We start from the raw sequence: 16,205 nt of genomic DNA, 5'->3' as shown, positions 1-16,205 counted from the left end.
GAATCCACCTCCGGGTCTCCAGAGTGGCCGCCGAGATACCCGATGGAAAACCCGGAATGAATATTTCGGGCGCGCAGGCAAAGCCACAGGAATCCATCGAGGTAGCGCCACGCAAACCGCGTTCGATACTCAAACAGAGGGTTTTCCTGATTGCCACAGCCATCTCGATCGCTTAGCCCGCGCCCGGTTATTTCGAGCGCCGAAAATTACTTCTCTGGATTTATTCGGGACGGGCAGACGATATCGCCGCAGGCGGCGCCGTTCGGGCGCGAATTGTCAGCGGTTGACATTGCGTTTTTGATCTGCCGCAAAGCTGGATTCGCGCCTGGCGAAATGACGCTTGCGCTCACGCGGGGGGCTGTGAACACGCTCGCCGAAGGCAAAAAAGAGCCGCCCTCGGGCGGCCTGTCGGCGGGGAGGGAGGCGCTCAGCCGAGCGTCTTGCCCTTGCAGCGGCTGGTCGTCAGCAGCACCAGCACGACGGCGAGAACGTCGACGCCGATGAACACGAGGTAGGCCGCGCTGAGCGTGTGGAACTCCTGCATGCACAGGCCCATGATCGGGAAGCAGAGCGTGCGCACGATGATCGCCAGCGGGATCACGATGCGATAGGCGGCGGTGAAGTCGTAGCGGCCGTACACCGAGCCGACCATCGACGTGATCAGGTTCTTGATGCCGCCCAGCCCGGCGCCGACGAGCACGATGGTCAGGAAGGTCATCACCGGGCTGTGGGTCTGCGTGATGAGCAGGACCAGCGTGACGATGTACATCGCGCCGTAGATCGCGCTGGCGACCTTGGTGCCGAACTTCTGGTCCAGCCAGCCCCACATCAGCCCCCCTGGCAGCGCGCAGAGCGCCGCGCCCGACAGGAAGCCCAGCGCCTGCGGCTCGTCGTAGCCGAGCTCCATCAGGCGCGGAATCAGCTGCACGACGATGCCCACCGTGACCATCCACAGACAGCCCCAGCCGACGCTGATGAGCCACATGTCGCGGTCCTTCAGCAGCCGGCGTACGGTGAGCGGGCTGACGTAGCCGGCCATCTCGTCCAGGCGCGCCCGGTCGACCTGGGGGTCGTTGTCGGGGAAGCAGCCGATCTCCTCGGGCGTATCGCGGATCACCAGCCAGGCCGCGGCAGCCAGCAGCAGGAAGACGCCGGCCCAGATGGCGGTGGACGCGCCGATGCCCACGGTGTTGAACATCACCGCGATCAGCGGCACGAACAGCGCCGTGGCCAGCGGGTAGCCCGAGGTCGCGATCGCCAGCGCCATGCCTTTGCGGCGCGGGAACCAGTAGTTCATCAGCGCGCCCGGGGCGATGAAGCCGAAGCCCGCAGCGAAGAAGTTCATGACGATGAACACCGCCGTGAACTCCCACAGCGTCGTGATGCGCCCGAACCAGAACACCGCCACCGCCGTGCACGCGGCACAGAAGCTCATCACCCAGCGCGGGCCCTTCTTGATCAGCACCTGGCCGAAGACCGCCGAGCCGACGACGCCGAACAGCGCGCCGGGGGTCACCAGCGTCAGCACCTGGCCGGTGGTCCAGCCGTTCTTCGCCGCCAGCGCCGGGGCGAAGATGTTGATGCCGTCGACGCACCAGCCCGCGTAGGCGAAGTACATCAGCACCGAGAAGAGGATCATGCGCCAGCCGGCCGCACCGAAGCCGGTGCGGCGTGCGGGATCGGCCGGCGTGCTGCCGGCCAGGCTCAGGGTCTTGTCCATGGCGACCTCGCGCGGCGGCGCGTCAGAGATAGTCCTCGAGCCGGTCGGCGCGGTCCTTGTTCTCGGCCCAGACGGCCGGCAGGATCGCCGCGAGGTTGTGGTACTCCTTCGGGCAGTGGCGCACCAGGCCCTTGGCCAGGCCCAGGAACACCTCCTGCGGCACGCCCTGCCCCACGCGCACCGGCTTGCCGTCGACGACGTTCCAGCCCAGCCAGAAGCGGCTGCGCAGCTCGATGCCGCCCTCGATCTCGCGCGCGACGTGCGAGAAGCAGACCAGCGAGGGCCCGCTGCCGTGGCGGATGTTGGCGCTGATCGCGGCGCAGGCGCCGCGGCCGAAGGCCGCCATGTCGTAACCGAAGGCCTCGGGGCTGACGAAGGAGATGTGGAGCTCGGTCGGGCCGGTGCCGACGTCCTCGAGCACGATGTCGGTGGTGTTCCAGCCGCGTTCGCGGATCGACAGCGTCGGGTCCAGGCGGCGGCGGATGGTCTCGGGGCTGACGCGCGCGTCGTAGTGATCGTCGGCGTCCCAGATCGCATAACGCAGCCCGTGCAGGCCGTGCCAGTAGAACCACCACTCGAGCATCTCGGCGCTGACGCCGGGCATGCGCGTCAGGCCGGCGACGAAGGCGCTGCCGTCCGGCAGCATGCACCAGCCGCGTTCGGCGGGCAGGTAGCCGGGTTCGAGCAGCTTGTCGCGTTCGGCCAGCGGCAGCGCCAGCGCCGGGTCCAGCGCTCCGCCGTCGAGTTCGTCGTAGATCGATTGCGGAGCCGGCGTCATCGGCCGGTCGAACCAGGGGGCGTAGGGTTGGGCCTTGTCTTGGGCCGAGAGTTCGCGACGCATGATGCTTCCTTTCAGGTCAATGCCTGTCGGAGCTGCGTGCCGGCACGAGAAGGCACGAGGTCGCCGGGAATATCGACCATATATCCTGGTCGCTGCTGAATACCGTCGACGGACGATTCAGCGGCGCGCCCGAGAAACTCCTCGCGGCCCGCACCCACCCATTGCCCCCGGCGTGGAATCCTCGTGTCTCGGTCCGCGAACGGCTCCCGTCAGGACATCGTCAGATTGACTTGGGACGGATGCACGATATCCCCGGGGGAACCCTTGATTCCGGATTCAAATGTTAGCCGTTGACATTTTCATGTTGCGCCAGCGCAAGTCTGGATTCGCCTGCGGCGAAGCCCCACCGCGCCGGACGCGTGATGCCGCCGGCGTCACCGCTGGACGCGTCAGTTCCCAGTGCCCAGCGCCGCCGTCAGCAGGCAGCGCGCGCGGCCATCGGCCTCCGTGACCAGCTCGCGGCAGCTGCGCATCGCCGCCAGGTAGCGCGTGTCCTCGGCGTAGGTCGTCGGGAACACCGGCGGCACCTCGTGCGGCGCGAGCGCGCCGTCGACGTTGGCGAAGGTGAACAGGCAGGAGTTGGACAGCGCCTTGCTGCTGCGGTCGCGGCTGATGCGCTCGATGCCGGCCTCGACGCAGATCAGGCTGCGGTCGGTGTAGACGACGCGGCTGGTGAAGTGCAGCGTGTCGCCCAGGCGCACCGGATGGAAGAAGTTGATGCGGTTGACCGCGGCGACGATCGGCCGGTGCGGTGCGAGGCGTTCGGCGCAGATCGACGACAGCTCGTAGGCGCGGCGCATCAGGTAGCCGCCGAAGATGCGCGTCGGCACGTTCTCCTGCTCGGGGAAGGTGCGCTCCCAGGCGTCGACCTCGAGCCGGCCGCAGAGCTGGCCGGCAAAACCCGGTGCTTCCTGCGCCGCGTGCAGCGCCGCGAGTTCGAGGTACTCCTCGCGTGTCGGCGGCTCCTGCATCGCCAGCTGCTGCAGCCGGTACCGCTCGCGCCGCTGCTCGGCCTGTTCGGCGCGGCGGCGTTCGGTGTCGCTCGTGATGCGCATCGGCGGCAGCTCGGCACCGGTCTCGGCGCCGCGCACGCTGCGCCGCGCGACCATCGTCAGGTAGCACGAGGCCACGTGCGAGGACGGCTCGCCCGGCTGCTCGATACGGATGCCGACTTCCATCGAGGTGCGGCCGACGTGGTTGATGCTGGCGTGACAGACCAGGTCGCGGTCGATGTCGACGACCTGGCGCACGAGGATGCGGTCGATCGCCGCCGTCACCACCCAGGCGTCGCCGTGCAGCTGCTCGGCGTAGTTGCGCGCGATGCGCTCGGCGAGCTTGTCGATCACCTCGAGCAGCAGGCCGAAGCGGAAGTTGCCGGGCAGCTCCTCGTCGAGCACGCGGTAGCGCCAGCGCAGGTTGCGGTCTATGGACAGGGGCAGCACGTATTCGAGCTGCCGGACGCGGTCGTTCAAGGGATCACCTCCAGGGGAAAAACACGCCAGTCGGCACGCCGCCGCGCACGCGGCGGCGCAACGGCGGACGGCCGGCCAGGGCTGGCGCTCATGGCCGCCCGGGCGGCGGCAGGCGGCGCACCAGCGTCCAGGCCAGCGTGGCCGTGGCCGCGGCGAGCACGCCCAGCGTCAGCGCGTAGGGTCGCACATCGGCGCCCTGCACCGCGCCGAGCCAGGCGCCGATGGCGAAGGAGCCGAGCGCCAGAACGAAACCGGACAAGGCAGAGGCCGCGCCGGCGTGGCGTGGGAACGGGCCGACGGCGCCCGCCTGGCCGCAAGGCTGGTGCACGCCGTGGCCGAAGGAAAACAGCCACTGCGCGACCAGCCATGGCCAGATCGATTCGACGCCGGCGAAGGCCGCGGCGACGCTGCCGGCGCCGCCGGCGAGCGTGAAGAAGGCGCCGCGGCCGACCGCGTCGGCCATGCCGCGGGCGGCGATCCGGCGTCGGCAGAACACGGTGCCCGCGAGGAAGGCAAGCGAGCCCGAGGCGACCGTCAGGCCGGCGGCGCCGGCCGACAGGCCGAAGCGGTTCATGTAGACGAAGGACGAGCCCGACAGGATGACGAACAGCCCGCCGTAGCTGCAGGCGTTGAGCAGCGCCCAGGCGACGAAGACCGGGTGGCGGCCGATGTCGCGCCAGGCCGCCAGCAGCGGCCCCGGCGCTGCCGCACGCGGGTCGCGCGTGGCGAGGGTCTCGGGCAGCTTGAGGGCGATGAACGCGAGCGCGGCCAGGCCGATCGCGGCCATCAGCGCCAGCGCCGCGCGCCAGCCGCCCCAGCCGACCGCCAGGCCGCCGAGCGCCGGCGAGACGATCGCGATCAGCCCCAGCCCCGACTGCGCCAGCGCCATCACCTGGGCGCCTTCGCGCGGCTCGTACAGGTCGCGGATGATGGCGCGCGCGACGACGATGGCCGCGGCCATCGCCGCGCCCTGCAGCGCACGCCAGGCGATCAAGGCGCCGATGCCCGGCGCCAGCGCGCCGCCGACGCTGGCCGCCGCGAACAGCGCCAGCCCGGCGAGCAGCACCGGCCGGCGGCCGACGCAGTCGGCCAGCGGCCCCCAGACGAGCTGGGCGAGGCCGAAGCCGAGGATCATCGCTGCCATCGCCAGCTGGGCCGCTGCCATCGGCGCGCCCAGCTCGCGCGCGGCCACCGGCAGCGCCGGCACCATGACGTCGGTGCACACCGGCTGCAGCGCCAGCAGCAGTGCCAGCGCCGCGGCGGCCAGCGGGCGCGAGACCCGCGGCCCGGCCGCGACCTCGCCTGACGGGACAGAGCTCATCGCAGCGCTCTCGGCGGCACGGGCTGCGGGCACCGGCCCGCCCCGTGCGCCACGGCGGTGCCGGTGGGGGCGGGGTTCAGCCATCGTGCGTGAAATCGCACTCTGGCCTTCGGCTGGCGCATGACGCCTTCCGGCGTCCCGCGTCCGGCCTCAGCCCTGGATCGACGTGAACGCGCGCGACAGCGCCACGCGCACCGTGCCGGCGTCATCGGTGGCGCCGGGCGCCGTCTGCAGCGTCAGCACGAGCAGCGCGACGAGGCCGTAGAACGTGTGCCGGGTCGCCAGCCGGCGGTCGCCGCGCGGAGCCTGCTCCGTGCCGCGGCCGCTCCAATGGTCGAGCACCTCCTTGGCCAGTGCGCGCATGCGCGACTCGTCGGCCCAGTCGATGCCCATGGCAACCCCGACGCGCGCCAGCTCGGCCTCGATCTGGTGCAGCGTCCTGTCGTAGTCGATGAACACGGTGTCCTCCGGTTCTCGTCGTGGGGGGCGCGTTAGACGCGCTCGAAGATCACAGCGATGCCCTGGCCGCCGCCGATGCACATCGTCACCAGCGCGTAGCGGCCCTGGATTCGCTGCAGTTCGTACAGCGCCTTGGTGGCGATGAAGGCGCCGCTGCAGCCCACCGGGTGGCCGAGCGCGATCGCGCCGCCGTTCGGATTCGTCTTGGCCGGGTCCAGGCCGAGCAGCTTGGCCACCGTCAGCGCCTGGGCGGCGAAGGCTTCGTTGGATTCGATGACGTCCATCGCGTCCAGCGTCAGCCCGGCCTTCTTCAGCGCTGCGCGCGTCGCCGGCACCGGGCCTTCGCCCATGACGTCGTTGCACACGCCGGACACGGCGTAGCTCACCAGGCGCGCCATCGGCTTCGTCTCCGAACGCGCGGCGACCTCGCCGTTGGCCAGCACCAGGAAGGCGGCGCCGTCGTTGATGCCCGACGCATTGCCCGCGGTCACGGTGCCGCCGTCCTTCTTGAAAGCCGGGCGCAGCTTGCCCAGCGACTCCATCGTCGTCTCGGGCTTGCAGTGTTCGTCGGTGTCGAAGATGACCTCGCCCTTGCGCGTCTTCTTGACGATGGGGACGATCTGCGAGGCGAAGCGGCCTTCGGCGATCGCCACCGCGGCGCGGCGGTGCGACTCGACGGCGCAGGCGTCCTGCTCCTCGCGCGTCAGGCCGTACTTGGTGGCCAGGTTCTCGGCGGTGACGCCCATGTGGCCGACGCCGAACGGGTCGGTCAGGATCGACAGCATGCCGTCGAAGGCCACCGTGTCACCCATGCGCGCGCCCGAGCGCAGCGTCGGCAGCATGTAGGCGGCACGCGACATCACCTCGACGCCGCCGCCGATGCCCGCGGCGACGTCGCCCAGGCGGATGTTCTGCGCCGTCGTCACGACTGCCTGCAGGCCCGAGGCGCAAAGGCGGTTGAGCTGCATCGCGGTCGAGGTCATCGGCAGGCCGGCCTGGATCGAGGCGACGCGCGAGACATAGGGGTAGCGCGAATCGGTCGGCATCGTCGTGCCGACGGTGACGTACTCGAGCAGCGCCGGGTCGAGGTGCGAGCGCGCGACGGCCTCGCGCATGACGAGGCCGCCAAGTTCGCAGGCGTGGAAATCGGCGAGCGCGCCGTTGAAGGTGCCGATGGCCGAGCGCACGGCGCTCATCACGAAGACTTCTTGCAGCATGTGGTTCTCTCTCAGTGGGGTTCTGGTTGCCGGGCGCGCTTCAGCGCGCGCCGGCCGTCTTGGCGCCAAGGGCGCGCGGGCGCCTCGCTGCCTGCAGCAGCGAGGCCACGGCGCGCCGGGGCGCGCTCGGAGTCGCCGGCCGGGCGGCCGGGGTGGTGGCATGCGACTGGCGCAGCAGCGCGAGCGCGTGCTGGGCAATCATCAGTTCCTCGTTGGTGGGCACGATGAAGCTGCGCACGCGCGCGCCCTCGGCGCCGATCTCCTGGCGCCGGCCGCCGTTGGCGTGTTCATCGAGCTGCACGCCCAGCCAGCCCAGGCGCTCGGCGATCAGCTCGCGCACGCGCCCGGCGTTCTCGCCGATGCCACCGGTGAAGACCAGTGCGTCCAGACCGCCGATCGAGGCACTCTGCGCCGCCACTTCCTTGGCGACGCGGAAGCAGAACAGCTCGACCGCCTGGTGCGCGTGGGCGTCGTTGGACTCCAGCAGCAGCTTCATGTCGTTGCTCACGCCCGAAACGCCGAGCAGCCCCGAGCGCGTGTAGAGCATGTCCTCGACGGTCTTCAGGTCCATGCCGTACTCGCGCACGAGGTAGAAGATCACCGCCGGGTCGATCGCACCGCAGCGCGTGCCCATCGGCACGCCGTCGAGCGCGGTAAAGCCCATCGAGGTGTCGACGCTGCGGCCGTTCTGCACCGCGCACACGCTCGAGCCGTTGCCCAGATGGCAGATGACCATGCGCGACCGCGCCAGCTCGGGGCGGGCGCCGATGAGCGCACGCGACACGTACTCGTACGACAGGCCATGGAAGCCGTAGCTGCAGATGCCGTCGGCCGTCAGTTCCTTGGGCAGCGCGTAGGTGCGCGTGACCCAGGGCTGGCCGCGGTGGAAGGCGGTGTCGAAACACGCGACCTGCGGCAGGTCGGGGAAACGCTCGGCGATCAGCCGCATCGGCGCGATGTTGTGCGGCTGGTGCAGCGGCGCCAGCGGCACCAGGTGCTCGAGCTCGTCGAGCAGCGCCGGCGTCACCATGCGCGGCTCGGCGATGTCGGGGCCGCCGTGCACGACGCGGTGGCCGACGGCGACGATGTGGTCCTCGGCCAGCGTCGACGAGATCCAGGCGAGCACGTGGTCGAGCAGGCCCTGGCGCGAGACCGACTCGTCGGCGTTCCAGTAGCGCTCGGCGATGACGCGGCGCTCGGCGTCCTTGGCCTCGAGCCGCGCCGTGCCGCCGATGCCCGAGACCTGGCCCGACAGCACCGGCTGCAGCCGGGTGCTGGCGGGGTCGTCGCGGAAGACCGAGAACTTCAGGCTCGAGGAGCCGGCATTGAGCACCAGGCAGGCGGGATGTTTGGCCATGGTCGGACTCCTCAGGCGCCGGTGGTCGCGCGGCGCGCGGCGGTCATCAGCGATGCGATCGCGCACGAGGCCAGGCGCGATCGCAGGCTGTCGGCACGGCTGGTCAGGATCACCGGCACCTTGGCGCCGAGCACGATGCCGGCGGCCTCGGCGTTGGCCAGAAAGGCCAGCTGCTTGGCCAGCGTGTTGCCGGTCACGAGGTCGGGCACCAGCAGGATGTCGGCGGCTCCGGCCACCGGCGACGTGATGCCCTTGGTCTGGGCGGCTTCGGACGAGATCGCGATGTCGAGGGCCAGCGGGCCGTCGAGCACGCCGCCGCTGATCTGGCCGCGGTCGGCCATCTTGCACAGCACGGCGGCTTCCAGCGTCGACGGGATGCGCGGGTTGATGGTCTCGACCGCCGACAGGATCGCCACCTTGGGCCGGCTGACACCGAGCAGGCGCGCCAGGTCGATCGCGTTCTGGACGATGTGGACCTTCTCTTCCAGCGACGGCGAGATGTTGACCGCGGCGTCCGTGATCAGCAGCAGCCGCGGATAGGTCGGCACGTTCATCGCGAACACGTGGCTGATGCGCGCCGCGGTGCGCAGCCCGCTGTCGCGGCGCACGACGGCACTCATCAGCTCGTCGGTGTGCAGCGAACCCTTCATCAGCGCACCGACCTCGCCGTCGCGCGCCAGGCGCGCCGCGGCTTCGGCCGCCTCGGCCGGGCGCAGCGCGTCGACGATGCGGAAGGGCTCGATCGACAGCCCGCAGCCGGCCGCCAGTTCGCGCATCAGCGCCGCCGGCCCGACCAGCACCGGCGTGATCAGCCCGGCCTGCGCGCCTTCGACGGCGCCGCGCAGCGCGGCTTCGCTGCAGGGGTAGACGATCGCGGTCACGACCGGCTCCAGCCCCTGGCAGCGGCGCAGCAACGCGTCGTGCTGGTGGTGGTGCACCAGCTGCACCTGCGGCAGTTCAGCGACCGGCAGCGTGGTCTTGCGGCGCGGCGCCAGCACTTCGGCGGTGCCGCGCACGATGGCCACGCCGTCCTGGTTCTCGCACAGGCAGCGCAGCACGACCGAGCCGGTGTCGGCGTTCTTCTCGACCACGGTGACGCTGGCGGTGATCGTGTCGCCCAGGCCGACGTGGTGCAGGAACTGCAGGTTCTGGCCGCGGTAGACGGTGCCGTAGCCCGGCAGCTGCGAGCCGAGCACGCCCGACAGCAGCGAGGCGCTCCACATGCCGTGGGCGATGACACGGCGATACGGGCCGGCGTCGGCGAACGCGGCGTCCAGCATCAGCGGGTTGTGGTTGTGCGAGACCGCGGCGAAGAGTTCGATGTCGGCCATCGTCACGCGGTGCGTGACGCTGGCCGTCAGGCCGACCTGGATCTCGTCGAAGGGCACGTTGCTCACCGTCGGCGCGCTGCCGTCGGCCTTGGCCTCGGGGCGCTTCGCAGCGCCTTCGACGACCGGTTTCTCAGCAATCATCTTGATTACTCGGCAGAATTCGTTTGATAGCGGCGGCGCATCGGAATTCGGCACGATTCGCCCCGGTGATTGACGGTTTGCGCCTGCCAGATTGGCGCAACATTTGCTAATTCACGGTGTCGTGACGGTATCGCCGGCACCCATCGGAATGGGGCGCGAAATGGCAAGCGTTGTCATCCTTGTTTTGCGCTGGATCAAAGCCGCCGGGGCGCCCCGAAAGGCTGCCCCGGGGCTCGTCTCGCACGCTCAGGCGGCGAGCGCAGCGAGGTCCATCTCGCGCAGCTTCGGCGACACGCGGTAGTCGGCGCCGGTGCAGCGGCGCACGTCCTCGGCACTGACGCCGGGGGCGGTCTCCTCGAGCACCAGGCCGTTTTCGTCGCGGCTGAAGACCGCCATTTCGGTGACGATCATGTCGACGCAGCCACAGGCGGTCAGCGGCAGGCTGCAGCGCTGCAGGATCTTGGCTTCACCCTTGCGCGTGCAGTGTTCCATCGCGACGATGACGCGGCGCGCCCCCGTCACCAGGTCCATCGCGCCGCCCATGCCCGGCACCATCTTGCCCGGCACCATCCAGTTGGCAAGGTTGCCGTCCTGGTCGACCTCGAGGCCGCCGAGCACCGTCAGGTCGACGTGGCCGCCGCGGATCAGCGCGAAGGACATCGCGCTGTCGAAGGTCGACGCGCCCGGCAGCATGCCGCAGGGCTGGCCGCCGGCGTTGACGACGTTGGCCTCGGGCTCGCCGACGAGCGGGCCCATGCCGAGGAAGCCGTTCTCCGACTGCAGCGTCACGTGCACGTCGGGGCTGACGTAGCGCGGCACCAGTGTCGGCGTGCCGATGCCCAGGTTGACGACGAAGCCGTCCTGCATCTCCTGCGCGACGCGGCAGGCGATCACTTGCTTGGCGTCCATTCAGTTGCTCCTTGCCAGCACGATGTGGTCGACGAGCACGCCCGGCGTCATCACCTGGTCGGGGTCGATCGAGCCGGCTTCGACGATCTCGTCAGCCTCGACCAGCACCAGGTCGGCGGCGAGCGCGATCAGCGGGTTGAAGTTGCGCGCGGCACGTTCGTAGACCAGGTTGCCCTGCGTGTCGGCACGACGCGCCTTGATGATCGCGATGTCGGCGCGCAGCGGCCGCTCGAGCAGGTAGTCGCGCCCGTCGAGCGTCAGGCGCTGCTTGCCCTCCTCGACGACGGTGCCGACGCCGGTGGGCGTCAGCACGCCGCCGAGGCCAGCGCCGCCGCAGCGGATGCGCTCGGCCAGCGTGCCCTGCGGCACGAGCTCGACCTCGAGCTCGCCGGCCAGCATCTGCTTGCCCGTTTCCGGGTTGGTGCCGATGTGCGAGGCGACGAGCCGGCGCACGCGCCGCTGCGTGATCAGCGGCGCGATGCCGGGGATCGGCACGCCAGAGTCGTTGCCGATCAGCACGAGACCGTGCAGATCGGCCGCGCACATCGCCTCGACGATGCCCGAAGGCGTGCCGATGCCCATGAATCCGCCGTACATGACGCTCATGCCGTCGCGGAACAGGGCGCCGACGGCGTCCCAGGCGATCTGTTTGCCGCTCATCATTGCTCGTCCGGCAACTCGAACTCGAGCAGGTAGGAGCTCAGGCACTTGCCGTGCGGGTCGAGCGCGAGCGAACGCGTCACGCCGCCGCCCAGCGCCTGGGTCATGACGAAGTTCAGCGCGCCCAGCTGCGGCAGCTCGTAGCGCTCGACCTCGCCCTTGACGACCCAGGCGAAGTGCCGACGCACGATCTGCGGCGTCAGCGCCTTGGCCAGGCGCTCGTAGTCCTTCGGGTCGAAGGCGATGATCGAGATGTTGGAGATGTTGCCCTTGTCGCCGGTGCGCGAGTGGGCGATGTCACGGACTTTCATTTCAGACCTCCACGTAGCTGACGACGGGCTTGACGCTCTCGCGCGGCAGCAGGACGGACAGGATGGCCAGCACTTCCTTGGCCGACTTGGTGGCGCCGCCGCCGGCGGCGGGGCCGTTGGTGTAGAGCGTCTCGACTTCGTTGCCGATGACCACCGCGTCCTTCAGCGTCGCGGTGCGTGCGGCCACGCGCACACGCACTTCGCCGGGCTCGGCCGGGTTGGCGCGCGTGTGGATCGAGTTGACGCCGATGAGGTCGTAGCGGATCTCGGAGAACTTGGCGCCGGTCAGCGCCAGGCGCTTCTCGACGATCTCGAGCGCGAGCTCGCCACGCGCCTGTGCGCCCGGGCCGGCGTAGGACATCTGGCCTTCGCCGATGTAGCCGTCGCGGTAGCCGACCGAGACCTTCAGCGTCGAGGTGCGTTCGCGGCCGGTGGCGCCTTCGACGCGCACCTGGTCCGGGCCGATCTGGGTCATCTTCACGTTCGAGAAGTCGGCGACGACGTCGGGCGTGAAGTAGGTCCGCGGGTCGTGGATCTCGTAGAGCATCTGCTCCTTGCAGGTCGCGGTGACGACCTTGCCGCCCGAGCCTTCGACCTTCGTGATCACGGCGGTGCCGTCTTCGCTGACCTCGGCGATCGGGAAGCCCAGGCGCGCCAGGCCGTCCACGTCCTTGACGCCCGGGTCGGCGAAATAGCCGCCGGTGATCTGGCCGCCGCACTCCAGCAGGTGGCCGACGAGCGTGCCCTTGCCGAGCTTGTCCCAGTCGTCGAGCTTCCAGCCGAACTCATGGATCAGCGGCGCCATGAACAGCGCCGGGTCGGCGACGCGGCCGGTGATGATGACGTTGGCGCCGGCCTTCAGCGCCTCGAGCAGCCCGGCGACGCCGAGGTAGGCGTTGGCCGAGACCATCTTGCCGTCGAGCGAGCGGATCGACTCGCCGGTTTCCATCAGCGGCAGGTTCGAGGTCTTCACGACCTCGAGCACGTCGTCGCCGCTGACGGCGGCGATCTTCAGGCCGGTGAGGCCCAGGCTGGCGGCGATCTCACGCGTCTTGGCGACGGCCTCGATCGGGTTGGCCGCGCCCATGTTGGAGATCAGCGTGATGCCGTTCTTCTGGCACAGCGCGAGCACCGAGCGCATGCGCGCTTCGAGCAGCGCGTCGTAACCCGCCTTCGGGTCCTTCATCTTGGCCTGTTGCGCCAGACCGATGGTGCGCTCGGCCAGGCATTCGTAGACCAGGTAATTGATGTTGCCTTTGGCGGCGAGTTCGACGGCGGGTTCGATGCGATCGCCGGAATAACCGGCGCCGGCGCCGATTCTGACCTTTTTCATTGGGTCCTTCTTTCTTCAGGTTTCGGCCGCGCGCACCGGCGAATTGGGGCCGGGCGCGCAGCGGCGAATAGCTGCTTCGTTAGATCGGGAACACCCCGAACAGGACACAGGCGAACGTCATCACGATGGATGCGGCCCACAGCAGCGGAATGGAGAACTTCTGGTGTTCCCCGAGTTCGATCCGGCACAGGCCGACGACGAGGAACGTCGCCGGGGTCAGCGGGCTGACCGGGAAGCCGGTGGTCATCTGGCCGAGCAGCGCGGCCTGGGCGACCTGGATCGACGGCACGTCGAGCATCTTGCAGACCTCGGCCAGCACCGGCAGCACGCCGAAGTAGAACGAGTCCGGGTCGAACAGCAGGCTCAGCGGCATCGAGATCAGGCCGAGCACGAACGGGATGTGCGTGGCCATGCTCGGCGGCACGTGGCCGACGACGCTCTGGGCCATCGCGGTCAGCATGCCGCTGCCCTTCATCACGCCGGTGAAGACGCCGGCGGCGAGCAGGATGCTGGCCATCAGCAGCGCGGCCTTGGCGTGCGCATCGACGCGCTGGCGCTGCATGTCGACGTTCGGGTAGTTGATGACCAGCGCCAGGATGGTGCCGATCATGAACATCACCACCGGTTCGACCTTGCCGGAAATCATCACGCCCATGACGACGAGCGTCAGGATGATGTTGATCCAGAAGTTCTTCGGGCGGCGCAGCTTCTCTTCTTCGGGCTTGAGGGTGCGTTCGACGACGACGTGCTCGGTGTTGCCACCGAGGCCCAGGCGCTTCTCTTCACGCTTGCCCAGGTACCAGGCGGTGCCGAAGACGAAGACCAGACCGACGACCTGGATCGGCAGCAGCGGCAGGAAGATCTCGGAGACGGGGATGTGCAGCGCGGCCGAGGCGCGGATCACAGGGCCCGTCCAGGGCAGGAAGTTCACGCCCGCCGCCAGCGAGGCACAAGCCGCGAGGATGCGCTTGTCCATGCCCAGACGGTCGTAGATCTGGATCATCGCGGGGATCGTGACCAGGAAGGTCACGGCGCCGGAGCCGTCCAGGTGGATGATCAGCGCCAGCAGCGCGGTGCCGACCGTGATACGCGCCGGCTTGGTGCCGACCGTCTTCAGGATGCGGTTGATGATCGGGTCCAGCATGCCGGCATCGGTGACGATGCCGAAATACAGGATGGCGAAGATGAACATGCCGATGATCGGCGCCATGTTCTTGACGCCGGCGACGATGAACTTGCTGGTTTCGAGCCCGAAACCACCAAGCGACGCTGCGATGATCGGTATTGCGATCAGCGCCACCATCGGCGACAACTTTTTCGTCATGATTGCCGCCAGCATCACGACAATCGTCAACAAGCCTAACAAAGCCAACATTAAGGATCCCCTCAGCCCTTGGTGATTACCCGGCGGGCGTTCAAAACAATCAACGGGACCGGACTCCGCATTTGGCTGGCCGAGATCGGGCGATCATTCGGGAAGCCCCGATGAGTCACCTTGAATCGCCAGTACCTTTGCCTAACTCAGGTCCGGTGCCCGTAGTGTCGACCGGGCTATTAATCTTGTAAAATTGTTGTTTTCGATGGATTGATCGGTCATGTCGATAAATGTCTCGTTCAAGCTGCTGAAGGCCTTCCTGACCCTGACCGAGCTGAAAAACTTCACGCGCGCGGCGGAGCACTGCCACGTGTCGCAGTCCACCTTCAGCGGCATGATCCAGCGGCTGGAGACCGAGGTCGGCACGCGGTTGTTCGCGCGCGACACGCGCAACGTCGTGCTGACACCCGAGGGTGCGCTGTTCGCCGAGGCGGCCGCGCACCTGGTGAGCGAGATCGAGTGGACCTTCTCCGACCTGAGCGACTTCGTCGCCAAGAAGAAGGGCCGGGTGGGCATCGCGACGCTGCCGTCGATCGCCGGCGACTGGCTGCCACCGGTGATCGCCGAGTACCGGCGGCGCTACCCGGGTGTCGCGCTCGAGATCTTCGACGTGCTCTCGGACAACTGCATCGAGCTGCTAAACAAGGGCGACGCCGACATCGCGCTGGCGGCGCCCAATGCCGCCCTCGACGAGTACGAGAGCGAGCACTTCCACACCGACCGCTTCTTCCTGATCTGCCGCCGCGACCACCGCGTCGCCACCCTGCCCTGCGTCACGCTCGAGGAACTGAACGGCTGCGACTTCATCCGCCTGTCACGCTCGACCAGCGTGCACCAGCACATCGTCAACGCCGTCGGCGCCACCGGCGTGACCTCGTCCTCGTTCGAGGTCAAGTACCTGTCGACGGTGGCCGGGCTCATCCTGCACGGGCTGGGCGTGAGCCTGCTGCCCGACCTGACGCTGCCGCAGTTCCGCCATCCGGACCTGGTCGCGGTGCCGCTGGCACCGCCCGGCATCAGCCGGCCTATCCACGTGATCTGGCGCAAGGACAGGCCGCTGTCGATCGCAGCCGAGGCGATGCTGGAGCTGATACGCGAGCGCAAACACGAGCTCGACGGCTGACGCGGCCAAAAAGAAGGGCCGGCGGATGCCGGCCCAACGAAAGGACGCAATGGAGACGAAGCCTGCTGGCCAGGCGAAATCCGTTTGCTGAGGTGCCGCCCGACACGAGGCCATAGACCAGATAACGTTCGACACTGCATTCACCCGGCCCGCTGCTGCCAAAACGCATCGCGACAGCCGATCGGAAGTGGGACAAAGACGAACGGGGCACAGTATCGGGCGTCACATCTGCGTCGTGAAACCGTTGTTTTCGATCGACTGATCGGCTGCGACGATCAGCCTTGATGGAGCAAAAAAAGAGGCCGGCAAGAGCCGGCCCCGTAAGAAGACGCAATGGTCCTGAAGCGTCCGTCCCTCTTATTCGATCGATTTGACCATGTCTTCGACCACCTTCTTGGCGTCGCCGAAGACCATCATCGTCTTGTCCATGTAAAACAGCTCGTTATCCAGCCCGGCGTAGCCCGAAGCCATCGAACGCTTGTTCACGATCACCGTCTTGGCCTTGTACGCCTCCAGGATCGGCATGCCGTAGATCGCGCTGCCCTTGACGTGCGCCGCAGGGTTCACGACGTCGTTGGCGCCCAGGATGATCGCCACGTCGGCCTGGCCGAACTCGGCGTTGATGTCTTCCATCT

General features: G+C 68.6%; 15 protein-coding genes. 1 reads left to right on the top strand and 14 read right to left on the bottom strand.

Features of this window, described 5'->3' with window-relative positions; genetic code table 11:
• Positions 1–427: 427 nt before the first annotated feature.
• The 13 genes from CKO43_RS16220 to CKO43_RS16160 form a co-directional block, all read right to left on the bottom strand.
• Positions 428–1,720, bottom strand: a complete 1,293-nt coding sequence (locus tag CKO43_RS16220) for an MFS transporter (RefSeq protein WP_200227973.1) — start codon at positions 1,718–1,720, stop codon at positions 428–430.
• A gap of 22 nt (positions 1,721–1,742) precedes the next feature.
• The gene (locus CKO43_RS16215) at positions 1,743–2,561 is read right to left on the bottom strand and encodes a DAPG hydrolase family protein (protein ID WP_200227971.1); all 819 of its coding nucleotides are present in this window, start codon (positions 2,559–2,561) and stop codon (positions 1,743–1,745) included.
• Positions 2,562–2,950: 389 nt separating this feature from the next.
• Complete coding sequence (locus CKO43_RS16210; protein WP_200227968.1) at positions 2,951–4,033, bottom strand: hotdog domain-containing protein; 1,083 nt, start codon at positions 4,031–4,033, stop codon at positions 2,951–2,953.
• A gap of 88 nt (positions 4,034–4,121) precedes the next feature.
• Positions 4,122–5,354, bottom strand: a complete 1,233-nt coding sequence (locus CKO43_RS16205) for a Bcr/CflA family efflux MFS transporter (RefSeq protein WP_200379244.1) — start codon at positions 5,352–5,354, stop codon at positions 4,122–4,124.
• A gap of 150 nt (positions 5,355–5,504) precedes the next feature.
• Positions 5,505–5,813, bottom strand: a complete 309-nt coding sequence (locus CKO43_RS16200) for a hypothetical protein (RefSeq protein WP_200227964.1) — start codon at positions 5,811–5,813, stop codon at positions 5,505–5,507.
• A gap of 32 nt (positions 5,814–5,845) precedes the next feature.
• A complete protein-coding gene (locus tag CKO43_RS16195; RefSeq protein WP_200227962.1) occupies positions 5,846–7,030 on the bottom strand; it encodes an acetyl-CoA C-acyltransferase family protein in 1,185 nt (394 codons plus the stop codon).
• Between the two features lie 40 nt (positions 7,031–7,070).
• Positions 7,071–8,387 carry an acetate/propionate family kinase gene (locus tag CKO43_RS16190; protein WP_200379243.1) on the bottom strand — a complete coding sequence of 439 codons (1,317 nt, stop codon included), beginning with the start codon at positions 8,385–8,387 and terminating at the stop codon, positions 7,071–7,073.
• Positions 8,388–8,398: 11 nt separating this feature from the next.
• Positions 8,399–9,859, bottom strand: a complete 1,461-nt coding sequence (locus tag CKO43_RS16185) for a bifunctional enoyl-CoA hydratase/phosphate acetyltransferase (RefSeq protein ID WP_200227958.1) — start codon at positions 9,857–9,859, stop codon at positions 8,399–8,401.
• A 246-nt stretch (positions 9,860–10,105) separates the two neighbouring features.
• Positions 10,106–10,768 carry a 3-oxoacid CoA-transferase subunit B gene (locus CKO43_RS16180; protein WP_200227956.1) on the bottom strand — a complete coding sequence of 221 codons (663 nt, stop codon included), beginning with the start codon at positions 10,766–10,768 and terminating at the stop codon, positions 10,106–10,108.
• On the bottom strand, positions 10,769–11,428 hold the full coding sequence (atoD, locus tag CKO43_RS16175) for an acetate CoA-transferase subunit alpha (protein ID WP_200227954.1): 660 nt from the start codon (positions 11,426–11,428) through the stop codon (positions 10,769–10,771).
• On the bottom strand, positions 11,428–11,739 hold the full coding sequence (locus CKO43_RS16170; RefSeq protein ID WP_200379242.1) for an AtuA-related protein: 312 nt from the start codon (positions 11,737–11,739) through the stop codon (positions 11,428–11,430). The genes atoD and CKO43_RS16170 overlap by 1 nt, the downstream gene beginning before the upstream one ends.
• A gap of 1 nt (position 11,740) precedes the next feature.
• Complete coding sequence (locus CKO43_RS16165) at positions 11,741–13,072, bottom strand: acyclic terpene utilization AtuA family protein (protein ID WP_200227950.1); 1,332 nt, start codon at positions 13,070–13,072, stop codon at positions 11,741–11,743.
• Positions 13,073–13,151: 79 nt separating this feature from the next.
• Complete coding sequence (locus tag CKO43_RS16160) at positions 13,152–14,447, bottom strand: CitMHS family transporter (protein ID WP_200227948.1); 1,296 nt, start codon at positions 14,445–14,447, stop codon at positions 13,152–13,154.
• 220 nt (positions 14,448–14,667) lie between these two features.
• Between CKO43_RS16160 and CKO43_RS16155 the strand changes: the two genes are divergently transcribed.
• Positions 14,668–15,570: a LysR family transcriptional regulator gene (locus CKO43_RS16155; RefSeq protein ID WP_200227946.1), complete on the top strand. Its 903-nt coding sequence runs from the start codon at positions 14,668–14,670 to the stop codon at positions 15,568–15,570.
• Positions 15,571–15,927: 357 nt separating this feature from the next.
• Here CKO43_RS16155 and CKO43_RS16150 read toward each other — a convergent pair.
• Positions 15,928–16,205 (bottom strand): NAD(P)(+) transhydrogenase (Re/Si-specific) subunit beta (locus tag CKO43_RS16150; RefSeq protein ID WP_200379241.1); only part of this gene is annotated, 278 nt, incomplete at its 5' end.

The organism is Rubrivivax gelatinosus, assembly GCF_016583785.1.
GTDB classification, from domain to species: domain Bacteria; phylum Pseudomonadota; class Gammaproteobacteria; order Burkholderiales; family Burkholderiaceae_C; genus Rubrivivax; species Rubrivivax gelatinosus_B.
This window is presented reverse-complemented; position numbering and strand designations above follow the sequence as displayed.

Bases quoted from the DNA above. Each gene is read 5' to 3' on its own strand.
- CKO43_RS16220 (WP_200227973.1), bottom strand. From the start codon at position 1,720: ATGGACAAGACCCTGAGCCTGGCCGGCAGCACGCCGGCCGATCCCGCA.
- CKO43_RS16215 (WP_200227971.1), bottom strand. From the start codon at position 2,561: ATGCGTCGCGAACTCTCGGCCCAAGACAAGGCCCAACCCTACGCCCCC.
- CKO43_RS16205 (WP_200379244.1), bottom strand. From the start codon at position 5,354: ATGAGCTCTGTCCCGTCAGGCGAGGTCGCGGCCGGGCCGCGGGTCTCG.
- CKO43_RS16195 (WP_200227962.1), bottom strand. From the start codon at position 7,030: ATGCTGCAAGAAGTCTTCGTGATGAGCGCCGTGCGCTCGGCCATCGGC.
- CKO43_RS16190 (WP_200379243.1), bottom strand. From the start codon at position 8,387: ATGGCCAAACATCCCGCCTGCCTGGTGCTCAATGCCGGCTCCTCGAGC.
- CKO43_RS16185 (WP_200227958.1), bottom strand. From the start codon at position 9,859: ATGATTGCTGAGAAACCGGTCGTCGAAGGCGCTGCGAAGCGCCCCGAG.
- CKO43_RS16180 (WP_200227956.1), bottom strand. From the start codon at position 10,768: ATGGACGCCAAGCAAGTGATCGCCTGCCGCGTCGCGCAGGAGATGCAG.
- atoD (WP_200227954.1), bottom strand. From the start codon at position 11,428: ATGAGCGGCAAACAGATCGCCTGGGACGCCGTCGGCGCCCTGTTCCGC.
- CKO43_RS16170 (WP_200379242.1), bottom strand. From the start codon at position 11,739: ATGAAAGTCCGTGACATCGCCCACTCGCGCACCGGCGACAAGGGCAAC.
- CKO43_RS16165 (WP_200227950.1), bottom strand. From the start codon at position 13,072: ATGAAAAAGGTCAGAATCGGCGCCGGCGCCGGTTATTCCGGCGATCGC.
- CKO43_RS16160 (WP_200227948.1), bottom strand. From the start codon at position 14,447: ATGTTGGCTTTGTTAGGCTTGTTGACGATTGTCGTGATGCTGGCGGCA.
- CKO43_RS16155 (WP_200227946.1), top strand. From the start codon at position 14,668: ATGTCGATAAATGTCTCGTTCAAGCTGCTGAAGGCCTTCCTGACCCTG.